Annotated in this window: 12 protein-coding genes and 3 pseudogenes; 7 read left to right on the top strand and 8 right to left on the bottom strand. The window is 59.3% G+C overall.

Translation table 11 applies throughout. The annotated features are described in order from the left end of the window. Nucleotides 1-1,404: pseudogene (locus HDG33_RS35910) on the top strand (filamentous hemagglutinin); the annotation flags it as partial. A gap of 232 nt (nt 1,405-1,636) precedes the next feature. Here the strand turns inward: HDG33_RS35910 and HDG33_RS35905 are convergent. Both HDG33_RS35905 and HDG33_RS35900 read right to left on the bottom strand, forming a co-directional pair. Then, nucleotides 1,637-2,281 (bottom strand): hypothetical protein, encoded by a 645-nt coding sequence (locus HDG33_RS35905; protein WP_184040896.1) that lies wholly within the window; start codon nt 2,279-2,281, stop codon nt 1,637-1,639. A 1,524-nt stretch (nt 2,282-3,805) separates the two neighbouring features. After that, nucleotides 3,806-4,195: a hypothetical protein gene (locus HDG33_RS35900; RefSeq protein WP_184040894.1), complete on the bottom strand. Its 390-nt coding sequence runs from the start codon at nt 4,193-4,195 to the stop codon at nt 3,806-3,808. Between the two features lie 516 nt (nt 4,196-4,711). On the opposite strand from HDG33_RS35900, the gene oxlT reads away from it, so the two are divergent. The 4 genes from oxlT to HDG33_RS35880 all read left to right on the top strand — a co-directional run bounded on the left by oxlT (nt 4,712) and on the right by HDG33_RS35880 (nt 9,660). Next, on the top strand, nt 4,712-6,043 hold the full coding sequence (gene oxlT / locus HDG33_RS35895) for an oxalate/formate MFS antiporter (protein ID WP_184040892.1): 1,332 nt from the start codon (nt 4,712-4,714) through the stop codon (nt 6,041-6,043). A gap of 64 nt (nt 6,044-6,107) precedes the next feature. Further along, the gene (oxc, locus tag HDG33_RS35890; protein ID WP_184040889.1) at nt 6,108-7,850 is read left to right on the top strand and encodes an oxalyl-CoA decarboxylase; all 1,743 of its coding nucleotides are present in this window, start codon (nt 6,108-6,110) and stop codon (nt 7,848-7,850) included. 25 nt (nt 7,851-7,875) lie between these two features. Then, nucleotides 7,876-9,126, top strand: a complete 1,251-nt coding sequence (gene frc / locus HDG33_RS35885) for a formyl-CoA transferase (protein WP_184040886.1) — start codon at nt 7,876-7,878, stop codon at nt 9,124-9,126. Between the two features lie 102 nt (nt 9,127-9,228). Further along, complete coding sequence (locus HDG33_RS35880; RefSeq protein WP_184040883.1) at nt 9,229-9,660, top strand: PAS domain-containing protein; 432 nt, start codon at nt 9,229-9,231, stop codon at nt 9,658-9,660. 289 nt (nt 9,661-9,949) lie between these two features. On the opposite strand, the gene HDG33_RS35875 is transcribed toward HDG33_RS35880, so the two are convergent. After that, nucleotides 9,950-10,213, bottom strand: coding sequence for a tyrosine-type recombinase/integrase (locus HDG33_RS35875; RefSeq protein ID WP_184040880.1), 264 nt, complete (start codon nt 10,211-10,213; stop codon nt 9,950-9,952). Between the two features lie 225 nt (nt 10,214-10,438). Between HDG33_RS35875 and HDG33_RS35870 the strand changes: the two are divergent. After that, nucleotides 10,439-10,735, top strand: a pseudogene (locus HDG33_RS35870) (IS30 family transposase); the annotation flags it as partial. Between the two features lie 64 nt (nt 10,736-10,799). Here the strand turns inward: HDG33_RS35870 and HDG33_RS35865 are convergent. From HDG33_RS35865 to HDG33_RS35845, 5 genes and pseudogenes are all read right to left on the bottom strand, one after another. After that, nucleotides 10,800-11,429: a hypothetical protein gene (locus HDG33_RS35865; protein WP_221311646.1), complete on the bottom strand. Its 630-nt coding sequence runs from the start codon at nt 11,427-11,429 to the stop codon at nt 10,800-10,802. A gap of 49 nt (nt 11,430-11,478) precedes the next feature. After that, nucleotides 11,479-11,769, bottom strand: a pseudogene (locus tag HDG33_RS35860) (serine protein kinase RIO); the annotation flags it as partial. Between the two features lie 188 nt (nt 11,770-11,957). Further along, complete coding sequence (gene rpsU, locus HDG33_RS35855) at nt 11,958-12,170, bottom strand: 30S ribosomal protein S21 (protein ID WP_090812766.1); 213 nt, start codon at nt 12,168-12,170, stop codon at nt 11,958-11,960. Nucleotides 12,171-12,867: 697 nt separating this feature from the next. Further along, a complete protein-coding gene (locus HDG33_RS35850) occupies nt 12,868-13,089 on the bottom strand; it encodes a DUF6723 family protein (protein WP_184040877.1) in 222 nt (73 codons plus the stop codon). Between the two features lie 49 nt (nt 13,090-13,138). Then, nucleotides 13,139-13,423, bottom strand: coding sequence for a hypothetical protein (locus HDG33_RS35845; RefSeq protein WP_184040898.1), 285 nt, complete (start codon nt 13,421-13,423; stop codon nt 13,139-13,141). Between the two features lie 692 nt (nt 13,424-14,115). Here HDG33_RS35845 and HDG33_RS35840 point away from each other — a divergent pair. Further along, the gene (locus HDG33_RS35840) at nt 14,116-14,304 is read left to right on the top strand and encodes a hypothetical protein (protein WP_184040874.1); all 189 of its coding nucleotides are present in this window, start codon (nt 14,116-14,118) and stop codon (nt 14,302-14,304) included. The last annotated feature ends 176 nt before the right edge of the window (nt 14,305-14,480 follow it).

The raw sequence follows: 14,480 nt of genomic DNA, 5'->3' as shown, positions 1-14,480 counted from the left end.
GGCACCTCGGTCGATGTCACGACCACGGGTGGCAACGGTGCAACGGGCGACCTGGGCGTCGCTTCGATCCTGCGCTGGCAGGGCCCGGCTTCGCTCACGCTTGCGGCATATCGCAATGTCTCCGTCACGAGCGGCACGACGATCGCGAACGACGGCGCGGGCAATCTGACCTTGCGCGCCGACGCTACGGGCGTCGATAACGGTGGCAGCGTCTCCAACCTTGGCACCGTCGACTGGTCGAAGAGCGCCGGCATCGTGAGCCTTCTCTACGACATGAACGGCCGCTACAGCCCCGGCACGCTGCTCGGCAACGCTTCGTGGACCGCCCCGGTCTACAGCGGGCTGGTCACGCAAATCACCGCCTACAAGCTCGTCAATTCGCTGACCGATCTGCAGAACATATCGCTCGACCTCGCCGGCAATTACGCGCTCGGCAAGGATATCGATGCGAGTGCGACGATCCTTACTTCCACCCACTCCAGCGGAGTGGACTTCATCCCGCTGGGCAGCGCGGCCACCCCGTTCACTGGTCAGTTCGATGGGATGGGGCATGTCATCGACCAGTTCAGCCAGAATGAGATTTACTCGCCCTCAGGTACCAAAGCGATTGGCCTCTTTGGCGAGATCGGGACTGCGGGCGTGGTGCGCAACGTCGGCATCACGAACACCGCATTCTATGAGGGACAAGACGACATCCTCGACAACGTGCCGATTGTTATCACTTTCGGCATTCTGGCGGGGCGCAACCGGGGCCTGATTACATACGCATATACGTCCGGCTACCGGGGCGCCACTCACTATGGGAACGCGCCGATCGGCGGCCTGGTGGGCACCAACGACGGTCTGATCGAGCGCTCCTGGAGCAGCGCTACCGTAGGCGACGCCGGTGACGCGGGAGGGCTCGTGGGCGCCAATCTCGGACGGATCGTTCAGTCGTTCGCGACCGGCCAGGTCGTCACGCAGACGTTCGGCTCGCCAGGTGGGCTCGTCGGCGTCAACAGTGGCACGGTGTCTCAATCGTACGCTACGGGTTACGTTCTCGGGCTCTCGGCGGCCGGCGGCCTGGCTTTTGCGAATAGCGGGTTGATCGAGCAGTCATTTGCATCCGGTGACGTGCCAACACGTTCCTATCAAGGTCCGTTTTTCCACCCCATTTTCGGCGGAATCGTTGCGTATGGTGCCGGCGGCACACTTGCAAGCAACGTCTACTGGGACAAAGAGACGACAACACAAACGGCGAGCACTGGAGACGTCTCTCAACTGCCTGCATCAAACGGTCTTACTACTGCCCAAATGAGCAATCCGTCGAGCTTCGACGTGTCCTGGGACTTCAGCCCGACAGGCGTGTGGGTCATGCCGGCCGGCGCGACCCATCCGATCCTGCGCTGGCAACTGGCCCAGTAGGCGCTGCTGAGAACCCGCGGCCTGCACGAGCCGGGCTCCGCTGCGTCACGCGACGGCATCTCAACGGCAGCTTCTTGGGGGAGGAGCCGACGTTCGAATGTCTGCCTGAACACGCGCGCGAGCGTCCGATGATGGCCGATCGCGGAAGCCGCAATCAAGCGGTGAGCCCTGCTTTCGCCTCCGTCAAGCCGGGTGCAGTAGTTTGCCTCGGGAACAGCGCCGCCAAAGCGGCTCAATTCTGGATGTTTTCCTCGCAATCGTTCCAGTACCGCAGCGGGTCGCGATGTTGCGGATAGCGTAAGTTGAGCCACGCTGACAGCCTGGTCCAATCTGGATGATTGGTACCGGTCTGAGCGGACCAGATCGATGACCGCTCAAGAATTTGACCGTTCCCGCGATCACGGACAAGCAGGCTGGATAGTCCGCTTGAACTGTTCGCTTGTGACTCAATAAGATACCGCGGCAGAATTTTGAGTTCAGCATCCGCAGCCCAACCGTATAAGGCGCGGACCACGCCAGACGGATCTCTCAGCTCTATGGGGCCGCTTTCCGGGCGAACGGCTGTCCATCCTTCGGGAAACTCGGTGACAACCTCGTTTTTACCTTCCCTCACCCACTTCACGCGCCATGCCCGGACCATCGCCTCGCGCATGCGAGACACCGACTCGTAGCCAACAGGCAACACGATCGCCATCGGAAGCGTAATGAGGTTGTCTTTCCAGAGTTTGGTTTCGTCGTCGACGCGCTCGACCACGTCGAATGCTCCTGCTTCGAATGGGTTCTCGGGCCGGCCCGATACTCTCACGTTGCCGCCGGGCAATCCCTCGAAAAGGCGCTCAGCATCATGGCGGGTAAGTTTTGTCTTTCCTTTCTTCATGGGTCTTCCTACAGCAAGGTTGTTGTCTCGCTAACGCCTGGGCCCTCATGATTCGGCCACTGCCGGCCGCGCGATTCCCGCCGACTTCGTCAGGGTTTCGCATCCTCGGGCTTGGGGCTCCAGGCCGCAGCCAAGCGGCTTTGTACAGCGACGAGTTGATCATCGGTGGTCGCCACCAGCCACAAACGTGAGTGCTCCGCGATTTGGCGGTTGTGGTCCTTCAACGGTCCCATTGTGAAAGCACTGTCAAGCCCGGCCCGTGGGCCCGGTCGACGAGCCAATGAATGTCCCGCTCGCGTCCGGACAGCGTCTCGCGTCGCTCTTTGAATTCTTCCCGCATGGAGTTCCTTTAACCTGTCCATGGCCACATCAAAGCTGTGACAAGCTACGAGCACTACACCAACATCTTAGACGATGTAGTTCATGGTCGAGACTGTTGTACTTGCAGCGCGATATCTCCCGCACGAGTGTAGTGCTCGGAGCGTGCTCATTGGAGGACGCGCCCCGCCACATGCCCGGGCGCGTCCTGTCGCAACAAGCCGAGCATTCGGCTGACGACGGTCCTCGGCAGCTCCTGTTTTATCAGTGGGCAGCGCCAGAAAAAGCAACGTGGTGGTTGAGCCCCAAACCGGTTAGATTCGTGACAGGGACAACGCCGAACGGCGAACTCTATAGACACAGAAAACAGAAGGATCACCGTAGACTTCGACCGCCTTATGCGGGCTACCGCAGCTTCTTGTGCCATTGCGGAGGTGCTAGGGCCTGTTTACATATGGAACGCACGTGCGAATGCCCGCTATCGGCCGTCCCCCAAGGGGACTTCCTTCGGGGCGCAGGGCAAGGAGTAAGGAGCGCAGCGTGGCCGCGCCACGTGAGCGACGCACGACGCCGCCATGCGGCCGATAGCGGGCATTCCCCTGGAATGAAATTCAGAACTGGGGTTGCCGCGAGAAGGGCCGCTCGCTGCGTCATGCTCCTTGCGAGCGGCCCTTCTCGCGGCAACGCACGTGCGTTCCATATGTAAACAGACCCTAGGAGCGGCTCATGCCTCCAGACTGACGTAGGGATGCTGCCGAGCACAATCCAAAGCCCCGCCTTACGAGTCCACACTGCTGTGTCGAGTGACCGAAGCGTGGCTCAGAAAAGACAAGCATCGATTCGGCGCGACTGTCTCGATGTGGCCGGTCACTGCCTCATGCAATCGGCATATGCGGCCCGGACTTCGCCGCGCAGCCATGGGACTGCTCGCGACCCTGTAAACGGCCCGTCAGTTTTACCAAAAACGGCCGTTCAACAAACGCGGCTAACTTAGGAAGCGATTCGCGCTCCTTCCGCTCCACAGCAGTTCATCCGGAAGGCTTATCAGTGCTTTGTCGGGTAATCAAACTGTCTGCGAGAGCCTTCGATTCAAGGGCCAGCAGTATCACCGTCGATTTCGTTTGCATGATCTGTTTCACGGCACTTGCAGAAAGCCGATGGTGGCCACGCCATGCAAACCATAGCGCCGTGCAGGTAGCGCGCGATCTACACGCCAGCCAGCGCTGGCAACTCTGTCTCGTACGACGTGCGCTCGGACCGGCGGTTCATCTGTGGTTGATGCATCACGTGGCTCGGATTCGGCACACTATCGACGCGCCTCTGTAAGCGCGACGGATAGCGGGCTTTTTTCCTGTCGAGAATAGCCCGACTCAAAAACTCAGCGCTATACGCTTTCAGCAAGTGCGCATGATGCGCTTCAATGTACGCGGCAATCTGTTCCTGTTCGCCGTGAATTGGGGCCAGCGACGTCAGCGTGCGCTCATCCCAACGGAAGCGCAGGCCGAGTTCTTCGAAAGCGGCGTTATAGGCGCAAAGTTGCGCCTCGACTTCCGCATCATGCGCGCTGTCTCGGGCATCGAATTGAGAGGGGTTCATGGTCGTCTCCTTCCGGCAAATGGCATGACCGAGAATAGAAGATCGGATAGATAAACAATAATTAAAGTTTTTTCGAGAAATGGTAGGTTTTCACTTATACATGTAATTTCGTGTATCGCAGTCACGATGCGAAAGACACTCGCCCTCGTGTCGCACCGCGCACCGGTCCAGCATCACGATAGATATGACGATATCCAAGGCCGCGACAACACGGGCGCACAAGTTCTTCGTCGGATGCGTCGGCCCCTTGTATTAGGGATGCTTAATGCAAATCATAAAATGTTTTAACTTTCGCTTATCGTCATTTTCGCGCAGCATCCCCTCACACCCGCTGCACGCCAATAGCTTTCACCCCCACTGTTGTGCGTTCAACGAGTAAGAACTTTCGTTAGTGCGCTTTTCTCTGGCCGACCATTGGCGCCTCTTTGCTCGCAGACATAGCAGCGACGAAGCGATTCGATCACGTAAGTCCAACGCGCCGCTCGAGTGCGACGGAAAATACAGGAGACGAAAGACATGGGACATTCCAACGGATCGGCGAGCGGTCGTCCAGCGTTCTGGCATCACCGGTGGATTCAACTCACGATCGGCATCTTATGCATGGGGCTGGTCGCGAACCTGCAATACGCGTGGACGCTGTTCGTCGTCCCGATGGATAACGCTCACCACTGGGGCCAGGCGGGAATCCAGACCGCATTCACCATCTTCATCGTCACCGAAACCTGGCTCGTTCCCGTAGAAGGCTGGCTCGTCGACAAGTTCGGACCGCGCCCGGTGGTGACCGGCGGCGCGCTCTGCGCGGCGATCGGCTGGATGATCAATGCTCATGCAAGCAGTCTCACCGAACTCTACATCGCGGCAGTCATCGCCGGTATCGGCGCGGGCTGTGTGTATGGCACCTGCGTCGGGATGGCACTCAAATGGTTTCCGGACAAGCGCGGTCTCGCAGCCGGGTTGACGGCGGCAGGCTTCGGCGCCGGCGCAGCGGTCACGGTGATTCCGATTGCCAACATGATCCAGCGTTCGGGCTACGAGCATACATTCATGTTCTTCGGCATTTTCCAAGGCGTCTGCATCCTGCTGCTCGCCACCATGCTCGTACGGCCTAAACCGCCTGCCTACGCGGTCGCGCCTAAACGTATTGTCGCGAGCAAGATCGACTACACGTCCCGCGAAATGATCCGTTCGCCGCTGTTCTGGGTGCTCTATCTGATGTTCGTATTCGTCGCGGCCGGCGGCATCATTGCAACCGCTCAGCTCGGACCGATCGCCAAGGAATACGGCTTCGCCAGAATGCCAGTCAGCCTGCTGGGTATCACGCTACCGCTTCTCACGATGACGCTGTCCATCGACAATCTGTGCAACGGTTTCACTCGCCCTCTGTGCGGCTTTCTATCGGACCGCATTGGCCGTGAAAACACCATGTTCATGATCTTTCTCGGCGAAGGCGTCGCACTGCTCGGTCTGATGCAGTTCGGCCATAACCCGTACGCGTTCATGTTCTTCGCCGCCGCCGTATTCCTTTGCTGGGGCGAAATCTTCTCGATCTTCCCGGCGACCTGTGCGGACACGTTCGGCAGCAAATACGCCGCAGCGAATGCGGGGACGCTCTACACCGCGAAAGGGACTGCTTCGATGCTGGTGCCGGTTGCATCGGTGCTATCCGCGAACGGTGGATGGAGCACCGTGTTTATCTCAGCGGCCGTGATATCGATCGCGGCCGCCGTATCCGCGAAATTCATTCTCGCCCCCATGAGAAAGCGCTGGATCGAAAACTCAGGCGCGCCGGCCGGAGTGGCCGTCGCCGAGGCACGGCTGCAACCGTCGTCCGGCGGCTCGTCTGAATGAATGACCCCGTGAGCACGCCGCTCACGATCCAACTCATCACGCCCCGCTACCCAGGAGAGATGTCATGGCAGAAGCCGACCAGCCCACAACAGACGCTACGTCACAACAACAGGCAAGCGAAACGACCGATGGATTCCATCTCGTCATCGACGCGCTGAAACTGAACGACATCAACACCATCTTCGGACTGGTCGGTATTCCCATCACCGACCTGGCTCGGCTTGCACAAGCGGAAGGGATGCGTTTCATCGGCTTCCGTCATGAACAGCACGCAGGCAACGCGGCGGCGATTTCCGGCTACATCACGCAGAAGCCGGGCATTTGCCTGACCGTGTCGGCGCCGGGCTTTCTCAACGGTTTGACCGCCCTCGCCAACGCAACCACGAACTGTTTTCCGATGATCCTGATCAGCGGTTCGAGCGAACGCGAAATCGTCGATCTGCAGCAGGGAGATTACGAGGAAATGGATCAGTTGAACGCGGCCAGGCCTTACGCCAAGGCCGCATATCGCGTGCTGCATGCAGAAGACATCGGCATCGGCGTGGCGCGGGCGATCCGTGCAGCGGTGTCTGGCCGGCCGGGTGGCGTCTATCTGGACTTACCGGCCAAGCTGCTCGCTCAAACGCTAGACACCGTCAAGGCGCAGCAGTCGCTGGTGAAAGTGGTCGACGCCGCGCCGCGTCAGTTGCCGGCGCCGGAATCGGTCAAGCGTGCGATCGACGTGCTGAAAAGCGCAAAACGTCCGCTGATCCTGCTCGGCAAGGGGGCGGCGTATGCCCAAGCTGACGCGGAAATCCGCGCTTTCGTCGAACAAAGCGGCATTCCGTATCTGCCGATGTCGATGGCCAAGGGCTTGTTGCCCGACACGCACGAGCAATCCGCATCGGCAGCGCGCTCGTTCGTGCTGCAGGAAGCCGATGTTGTCTTGCTGATCGGAGCGCGTCTGAACTGGCTGCTGTCGCATGGCAAGGGTAACGCGTGGGGCGCGGCGCCGAAGAAGTTCGTGCAGGTCGATATCTCGCCAACCGAAATCGACAGCAATGTCGCGATTGCCGCGCCGGTGATCGGCGATATCGGTTCGTGCGTGGCGGCACTTCGCGCCGGCCTCGATGCGAATTTCGCAAAACCAGGTGTCGAATGGACCGGTGCGATCGCCGAGCGCAAGAACAGAAATCTCGCGAAGATGGCCGCTACGCTCGACAAGAACCCGTCTCCGATGAATTTCCACAGTGCTTTGCGTGCGATCCGTGACGTGCTGAAGACGCGCCCGGACATCAACGTCGTCAACGAAGGTGCCAACACGCTCGACTACGCGCGCAGCATTATCGACATGGCCGAGCCGCGTAAACGCTTCGATTCGGGCACGTGGGGAATCATGGGTATCGGTATGGGTTTCGCGATCGGCGCGGCGGTAACGACCGGCAAACCGGTGGTCGCGATCGAAGGCGACAGCGCCTTCGGATTCAGCGGTATGGAACTCGAAACGATCTGCCGTTACGACTTGCCGGTTTGCACGGTCGTATTCAACAACAACGGCGTATATCGCGGCACCGACGTGAACCCGACGGGCGGCAAGGACGTCGCGCCTACGGTGTTCGTGAAGGGTGCGCGCTACGACAGGATGATCGAGGCATTCGGCGGCATCGGCTACCACGCGAGCACCCCGGAAGAACTGACGAAGGCACTACTCGAGGCAATCGCATCCGGCAAACCGAGCCTGATCAATGCCGTTATCGATGAAGCAGCCGGCACAGAGAGCGGCCGCCTGACCAATCTGAATCCGCAAAGCGCGGCAATGAAAAAGTAATCGGATTAACCAAGGAGATACCAACATGACCAAACCTCTCGAAGGCATCAAGATCATCGACTTCACGCATGTTCAGGCCGGTCCCGCGTGCACCCAGTTGCTCGCCTGGTTCGGTGCTGACGTGATCAAGGTCGAAAGGCCAGGTTCTGGCGATGTCACGCGCAACCAGTTGCGCGACATCCCGGATGCCGACGCGCTGTACTTCACGATGCTTAACAGCAACAAGAAGTCGCTGACGCTCGACACGAAGAAGCCGGAAGGCAAGGAAGTGCTCGAAAAACTGATCCGCGAATCCGATGTTCTGGTCGAAAATTTCGGACCGGGCGCATTGGACCGGATGGGTTTTTCCTGGGAACGTCTGAACGAACTCAACCCCAAGATGATCGTGGCCTCAGTGAAGGGTTTCAGCGACGGTCACCACTACGACGACCTGAAGGTCTACGAAAACGTTGCGCAATGCGCGGGCGGAGCGGCCTCCACCACCGGCTTCTGGGACGGTCCGCCGACCATCAGTGCCGCGGCGCTCGGCGACAGCAACACAGGCATGCATCTGGCGATCGGCATTCTGACTGCACTGCTGGGGCGCGACAAAACCGGCAAGGGCCAGAAGGTCGCTGTGTCGATGCAGGACAGCGTGCTGAACCTGTGCCGCGTCAAGCTTCGCGATCAGCAGAGGCTGGAGCGAGTGGGATATCTCGAGGAATATCCGCAGTATCCGCACGGCGAATTCGGCGATGTGGTGCCGCGTGGCGGCAATGCGGGCGGCGGTGGGCAGCCGGGTTGGGTGCTCAAATGCAAGGGCTGGGAAACGGATTCGAATGCCTACATCTATTTCACGATCCAGGGTCATGCATGGGAGCCGATCTGCAAAGCACTCGGCAAGCCCGAGTGGATCGATGACCCAGCCTATAAAACCGCTGAAGCGCGTCAACCGCATATCTTTGAGATCTTTAAAACCATCGAGGCCTGGCTCGCCGACAAGACCAAATTCGAAGCGGTCGACATCTTGCGTAAGTTCGACATTCCGTGTGCGCCAGTGCTGACGATGAAGGAACTGGCCAACGATCCTTCATTGCGCGCGAGCGGGACGATCGTCGAAGTACCGCACAAGAAACGTGGCTCGTATCTGACCGTCGGCAGCCCGATCAAATTCTCGGACATGAAGCCGGAGGTCACTGCGTCGCCGCTGCTCGGTGAGCATACGGACGAAGTGCTGGCCGGCCTTGGCTACAGCAAGCAGGAGATCTTCAATCTACGCGAAGTCAAAGCAGTTTAGCGGCGTCACGCAGGCCGGGATTCTGGCTCTGATGTGCGGATGCGGCGCCTCTGACGGTGCCGCATTCGATTCAAATCCACGTTTTTTCTTTGGAGGGGCGCCGTGCAAACTGCCATCGACTTTCAGCAACTTGCCAACGCAATCGGCGACGCGATCATCATCTCCGATGCCGGCGGCGGCATCACGTTCTGGAACCCCGCGGCCGAACGCATGTTTGGCTTTACGCAAAGCGAGGCGCTCGGCAAGTCGCTGGACCTGATCATTCCAGAACGCTTGCGCGGCCGCCATTGGGACGGCTATCACAAGACCATGGCCACGGGCGAAACCCGTTACGGCAATGATGTGTTGCGTGTCCCCTCCGTGCATAAAGACGGACGGTCAATGTCGATCGCATTTACAGTTGCATTGCTGCATTCGCCGCAAAATGAACTCAACGGCATCGTCGCCGTGATCCGCGACGAAACCGCCCGTTTCCAACAGGATCGCTTGCTACGCCAGCGTCTTGCGGAGTTAGAAGCATCCGCGGGCGTGTGAGCGGTTGGTTGAATGCGCGGTCCACGTTCTGAGTCTGCCGCCAGGGCGGCGGAGTTGGGCAATGCCCTGGATTTTTGCGGATCGTCGACGATCTTGGGGATGTCGTCGAATACCGGTAGTGGCCGGACCCGGAAGTTCATCGGGCGCTGGTGAACTCTGCGGCTCCCGTTGACGGGCGAGTTTCCGTAGTCGACCCCTATGCTCAGGTCGCAACTATGCGCAGATGGTCATCGCGAGCGCGGCCAGCCCCTTAAGGGGTGCGGTAGGAGCTGGCGAAACCTACGCATAGTTACAGCGTCCGCAGGAATCGAATCAAAGCGTCCGGTGCTTGATACCGGCGAATCCTGGCATCGGGCGCCTCGAGCCGACCGAGTGCTCTCTCCTTCATCGCGAGGTCAGCTTCGACGTAGCGATGGGTTGTCATCGGGCTCTCGTGACAGAGCCACAAGGCGATCACGTTGAACGGAACGCCCGCCTGCAACAGGTGCATCGCGGTCGTATGTCTCAAGATGTGCGGTGAGACGCGCTTCTTGAGGAGGCTGGGCTGCTCCATACTCGCGCGGCTCGAACCGCTGCAGCCAGCGCAGGAACGTGCGCAGCCTCTTCAGCCGTCGCGCCCAGGTCCGCGAGATTGCTCTCGTGGCGGTCGCTTCGGGCCCAGGCGGCCATGATTTCCACCGTCAAGGCGCCGCGATGGCCGGCAGCGTGGACATGGCGTGCGAAGCTGCGTAGGACGTAGCCATCATCGGATGTGGCTGAATTTTCGGTCGGCGTAAACATGTACAGATCACTGACCTGGGATCGGGGCAAAGAGATGGCTGGGCACAAGCGCTTCACGGTGGCTACTGACATCGCAGTTTACTTCTGCGATCGGCAGCATCCATGGCAACGCGGCTCGAACGAAAACACGAATGGATTGCTGAGGCAGTACTTCCCGAAAGGTACCGATCTCTCCGTCTACTCACAGGCCCGGCTTAATGCAGTAGCAAGGCGGCTCAATGAACGCCCTCGGAAAACACTAAACTTCGACACACCAGCTGAGCGATTTCATCAAACTGTTGCATCGACCGGTTGAATCCGCAACCCAAAAGGGACGTTCGATTTCTCCGAAAGCGGTCGTTCAGCGTGAAGGAGAACTGCTAGCTATCTCGTGCTTCGCCTGTCGCGTAATCAAGCCGATACACAGTTCGATTGAAATCCACGGCTTCGATGTGGTCTGGCAGCAAGCGAAAGGCTTCCGAGAATACGTCCGCGCCAGATGCCTGCCACATGAGTTGTCCCTCTAGTGACAGGCGAGAAATCTCAAGTTCCCCATGTGAAATGAGAGCACCCCGACCATGTTCCCAGTGGATACCGAAGCACGTGGCCATATCTACTTGGGTTGACCATACCAGCCGATGCGGCAGCGTAAACGCGAGGCAGGCCACGTGATCGCCGACCGCAAGATAAAGCTTGTCGTCGAGCACTAGCGCAGAATGACCATGCACTGATGAGCAGCCTCCACCCGCGCCAACGACCATTATCCCGCTACCGTTCAGGGCTATCCCATGGACAGATATTGGGGTGTCTGGCGTGAGCAGTACCTCAATCTCATACGAACGCGCATTGTCTTGTGACTTAAACGAGTACGTGGGCTCGTCAACAACGCTAAGTAGGCCAAACTCGGTGTTGATTTGTTGCACTTCGAAGTGTCGTCGGTTTTGGTGAGTCCGATTGTCGACGATTTGGGCATCGGTGTCGAACGACCGTTTGTGGCCGAGCGGCGACATCCTCGAAGACCTTCACATTCGGACGATCTTCGGGGGACATTGAGCACGGTTACCGGCCTGCGCTCAGTTCCTGCTGTCGCCGCACTCGCGCGTCCTCCTCAAAACGTGTCTCTTCGAGTTCCTGCAGCACGCCATCGAGGTCTACAGGTTGCGTGTCGACCTCGATGCGGACGGTCAGTTCGGCATCGCCATGCAGCCGGCCTCCTTCGAAGAGCGTCCAGATCTCCGTGCCATAATTTGCGGTGAGTATTTGCGGGGCAAATCGCCCGAAGTACGCGGCCAGGTTGTCGACGGCACGCTTGAGCATCGAGGCGGCTTCATTGTTGCCGGCTGCGTCGACGAGCCCGGCGGGCAGCACCCGACCCGAAGCTGTCTATCGATCGCAGAAGATCAAGTGGCCGGTATGCGAAGGCGGATTCAACCGGCCACTGGGTCCAGATCAGAGCCGGTTCCCCATGCGGAGGTTACGCGGGACACCTGGCTGGGCACTAGACGGCCGCTTCAGCATAGCTGCCCGCCAGTTCCCGGTCAGTACCGCTTTTTCGGCGGCAACGACCGTTTGATCTGCTTGCGCAGGCGTGCCGCTGCAGCAGCTTTTTTGCGCTTGCGTTCTGCGGTAGGTTTTTCGTAGGCTGTCCGGGCACGAAGCTCCGGAATCAAGCCGGTGCGCTCGATCGCGCGACGGAAACGGCGTATTGCAACTTCCACGGGTTCGTCGGGTTTCAGAATTACGGTAGTCAATTTTTTCCTTGGTTGAGCGCTCGCCGGGTAACTGCTGCCGCGGCAGGCGCACTATGAAGACATCTCTTGTTCGTCCGATCTCACCTCGATCGTGCCACCGTGTGCCGCGGCTATTTAGCAGCGCTCGTGGCACTGCAAGATCACTGACGCTTCGAAGCCTCCTTCTTCAGCTTCTTCGCGTCCTTCTTTTCCTTCGGCGTTCTCGTGGCGACTTTCTTTTCCGTCTTCTTGGCGTCATGGGCTTTGCTCACGATGGCCTCCTTTTATGTCGAATTTGACAGTGTACGACGTAACGCCCCTTTCGGCAGGGATGGGTTGACTCAAAAATACGCCGAGGCGCTCGCAATTAGGTCGCGTGCCTGCCGCGCGGTTGCCCTGCCGGTCGACATAAAGCGGAACTGAAATCAACGTGGAAGCACCGAGGTTCGCCGGATCGACGTGCGGTCCGATTTCGATGCGGTTAGGGTAATGGCCGCTCAGCTCGTCAATGAGGACGTGCTGGCTCGTCACGAAGAATAGTCGCCTCTCTCGGGAAGAAAAAACCGCTCGGGCTCGTCACCATCGTATCCTGCGGAACGTATGCAATCGGATAGCCGTTAGCAGCAGTGAGAATCCATGAAATTTTCCTGCCCGTTTGGCCTTATCTCGATGCAACCCGAAAGGCGTAATCGGCGGCTCTCGACGGTGGTCCCTCAGATCACTCTGGAACCGCAATATCGCCCTTCACGAGTTGCCAGCCGTACACCTCGGCAAAATTCTTCGCGCTCTGTGGATCGTCGAATAGAGGCATGTCCGGGCAACCGCAAAACGGATAGATGACCCGCTTGTCGTAAAGGCGGGTCACCTTCAAGGTCGGAACGGCGCCATTTATCGTCCGGCGGGACGAGGCGACGACCTCATAGTTCTTCTCGCCTAGCATAGATGCTGCATTCACGTTTCCTCGCGCATTGGACCGTATCGCCGTTCGCTCATAGATCACGCATAGACTGCCCGTCAACCTCGCCATCAATCAGGCGCTCCGCATAGTCGTTGGATGCCCTGCGCGCCTCGCCCGCATCGCCAAACGGCGCACGATGTGGGATCCGAAATACGCGGCTGGCCGTCAGTGTGTCGTCGGTGCCTCGGCGGCATATCCTGACGGCAGCGTCAAAGCCGGCATCATAGTCGAATGACCCAACGGCCTCCCGGGGAATGTGGGAATAGACGAGGGGATAGATCTCCAACCCTCTGTAAGTTCTGACGTACTCGCTCATGATGTAGTCCAAAGGTGTGAGCCATGACGAGAGGTAGCCGGGGACCGCCCAGCGTGTGGCAAATGGGCGATTGCCGCAAACGAAATGGCGACGCAGCGCGCCGCAGAGCTCGGGAGGGAGCAACTATCGCAGCGGCGCAGCTAGCGGAATCGGCGTCCGGAGAGGGAATATCGCTTCCTCTGGAACGAGGAGAGAGCTGACCAGCAGTAGACGGGAATCAAGTGCCGCCCGTGGAACGCGAACTCCGAGGGACGACGGGCATGAGAGAAGCCTAGAACCGACGCAAGCAGTATACCACCCGGCCCTGTAGTGGGCCGCCCCCTTTTTATCGAGCGTCAGACCAAGCGCCGGTGATCCGTGGTTTCGGATTAGCATCGTAGTCCGGCGGCCATGCCGCTTGGGACCGCGGCCGATGGTGATCGTACGAAATCAAGTTCGGTGACTAACCGATGTTAGCCCCGCATCGCGAACGTCTGCTGCCAGAAGCGCTCGCGACATTGGAATGCTGAATCGTCCGGAACTGGATCAGCGAAATTTGACTGCCGGGTTGCGTACTGAATCGCGCAATGACGCTCGGACAATCGAGGCGGGAGTGCCTTCGGGGAGGCGTTACGGGAAAGACTCAGCGAACCGCCCGCAACCCTTCCCGCCTGCCAGACTGGAAGCTACCCATGCAAACCATGGAGGGTGACATGATGTCCGTCTACGTGGTGAAGACCGGTGAGCAGTTCCTCTGCACCGCCGAGGACGGGGACATCGGCATGGCATCGGCGATCGAAAATGCCACGTCCTTTCTTTCGTATGAGGAAGCGGAAAAAGCGGCAAACGAGCACGCCGACTCCGGATACGAAATCGTAGCCGTCTGCGTTGTCGGACACTGACGCGGAGTCCGCTGGGGCGCTCAGCGAGGGAGGCCACTACCAATTTCTCTGGCGCCGCGCGATATGGTGCTCCGGTCGACAGTAAGCGGTCCATCTTCGACGTCTATCGGCTGGCGGCATGAGCGAGGAGCATAGGTGTCCACCTACGTGGAGGTGGACACCTATGGCTGGCAATG

The sequence above is a fragment of the Paraburkholderia sp. Cpub6 genome (assembly GCF_014201065.1).
GTDB classification, from domain to species: Bacteria; Pseudomonadota; Gammaproteobacteria; order Burkholderiales; family Burkholderiaceae; genus Paraburkholderia; species Paraburkholderia tuberum.
This window is presented reverse-complemented; position numbering and strand designations above follow the sequence as displayed.

Excerpts from the sequence above, each read along its gene's own strand:
- HDG33_RS35905 (WP_184040896.1), bottom strand. The coding sequence starts at position 2,281 with ATGAAGAAAGGAAAGACAAAACTTACCCGCCATGATGCTGAGCGCCTT.
- HDG33_RS35900 (WP_184040894.1), bottom strand. The coding sequence starts at position 4,195 with ATGAACCCCTCTCAATTCGATGCCCGAGACAGCGCGCATGATGCGGAA.
- oxlT (WP_184040892.1), top strand. The coding sequence starts at position 4,712 with ATGGGACATTCCAACGGATCGGCGAGCGGTCGTCCAGCGTTCTGGCAT.
- oxc (WP_184040889.1), top strand. The coding sequence starts at position 6,108 with ATGGCAGAAGCCGACCAGCCCACAACAGACGCTACGTCACAACAACAG.
- frc (WP_184040886.1), top strand. The coding sequence starts at position 7,876 with ATGACCAAACCTCTCGAAGGCATCAAGATCATCGACTTCACGCATGTT.
- HDG33_RS35875 (WP_184040880.1), bottom strand. The coding sequence starts at position 10,213 with ATGGAGCAGCCCAGCCTCCTCAAGAAGCGCGTCTCACCGCACATCTTG.
- HDG33_RS35865 (WP_221311646.1), bottom strand. The coding sequence starts at position 11,429 with ATGTCGCCGCTCGGCCACAAACGGTCGTTCGACACCGATGCCCAAATC.
- HDG33_RS35850 (WP_184040877.1), bottom strand. The coding sequence starts at position 13,089 with ATGCTAGGCGAGAAGAACTATGAGGTCGTCGCCTCGTCCCGCCGGACG.
- HDG33_RS35845 (WP_184040898.1), bottom strand. The coding sequence starts at position 13,423 with ATGAGCGAGTACGTCAGAACTTACAGAGGGTTGGAGATCTATCCCCTC.
- HDG33_RS35840 (WP_184040874.1), top strand. The coding sequence starts at position 14,116 with ATGATGTCCGTCTACGTGGTGAAGACCGGTGAGCAGTTCCTCTGCACC.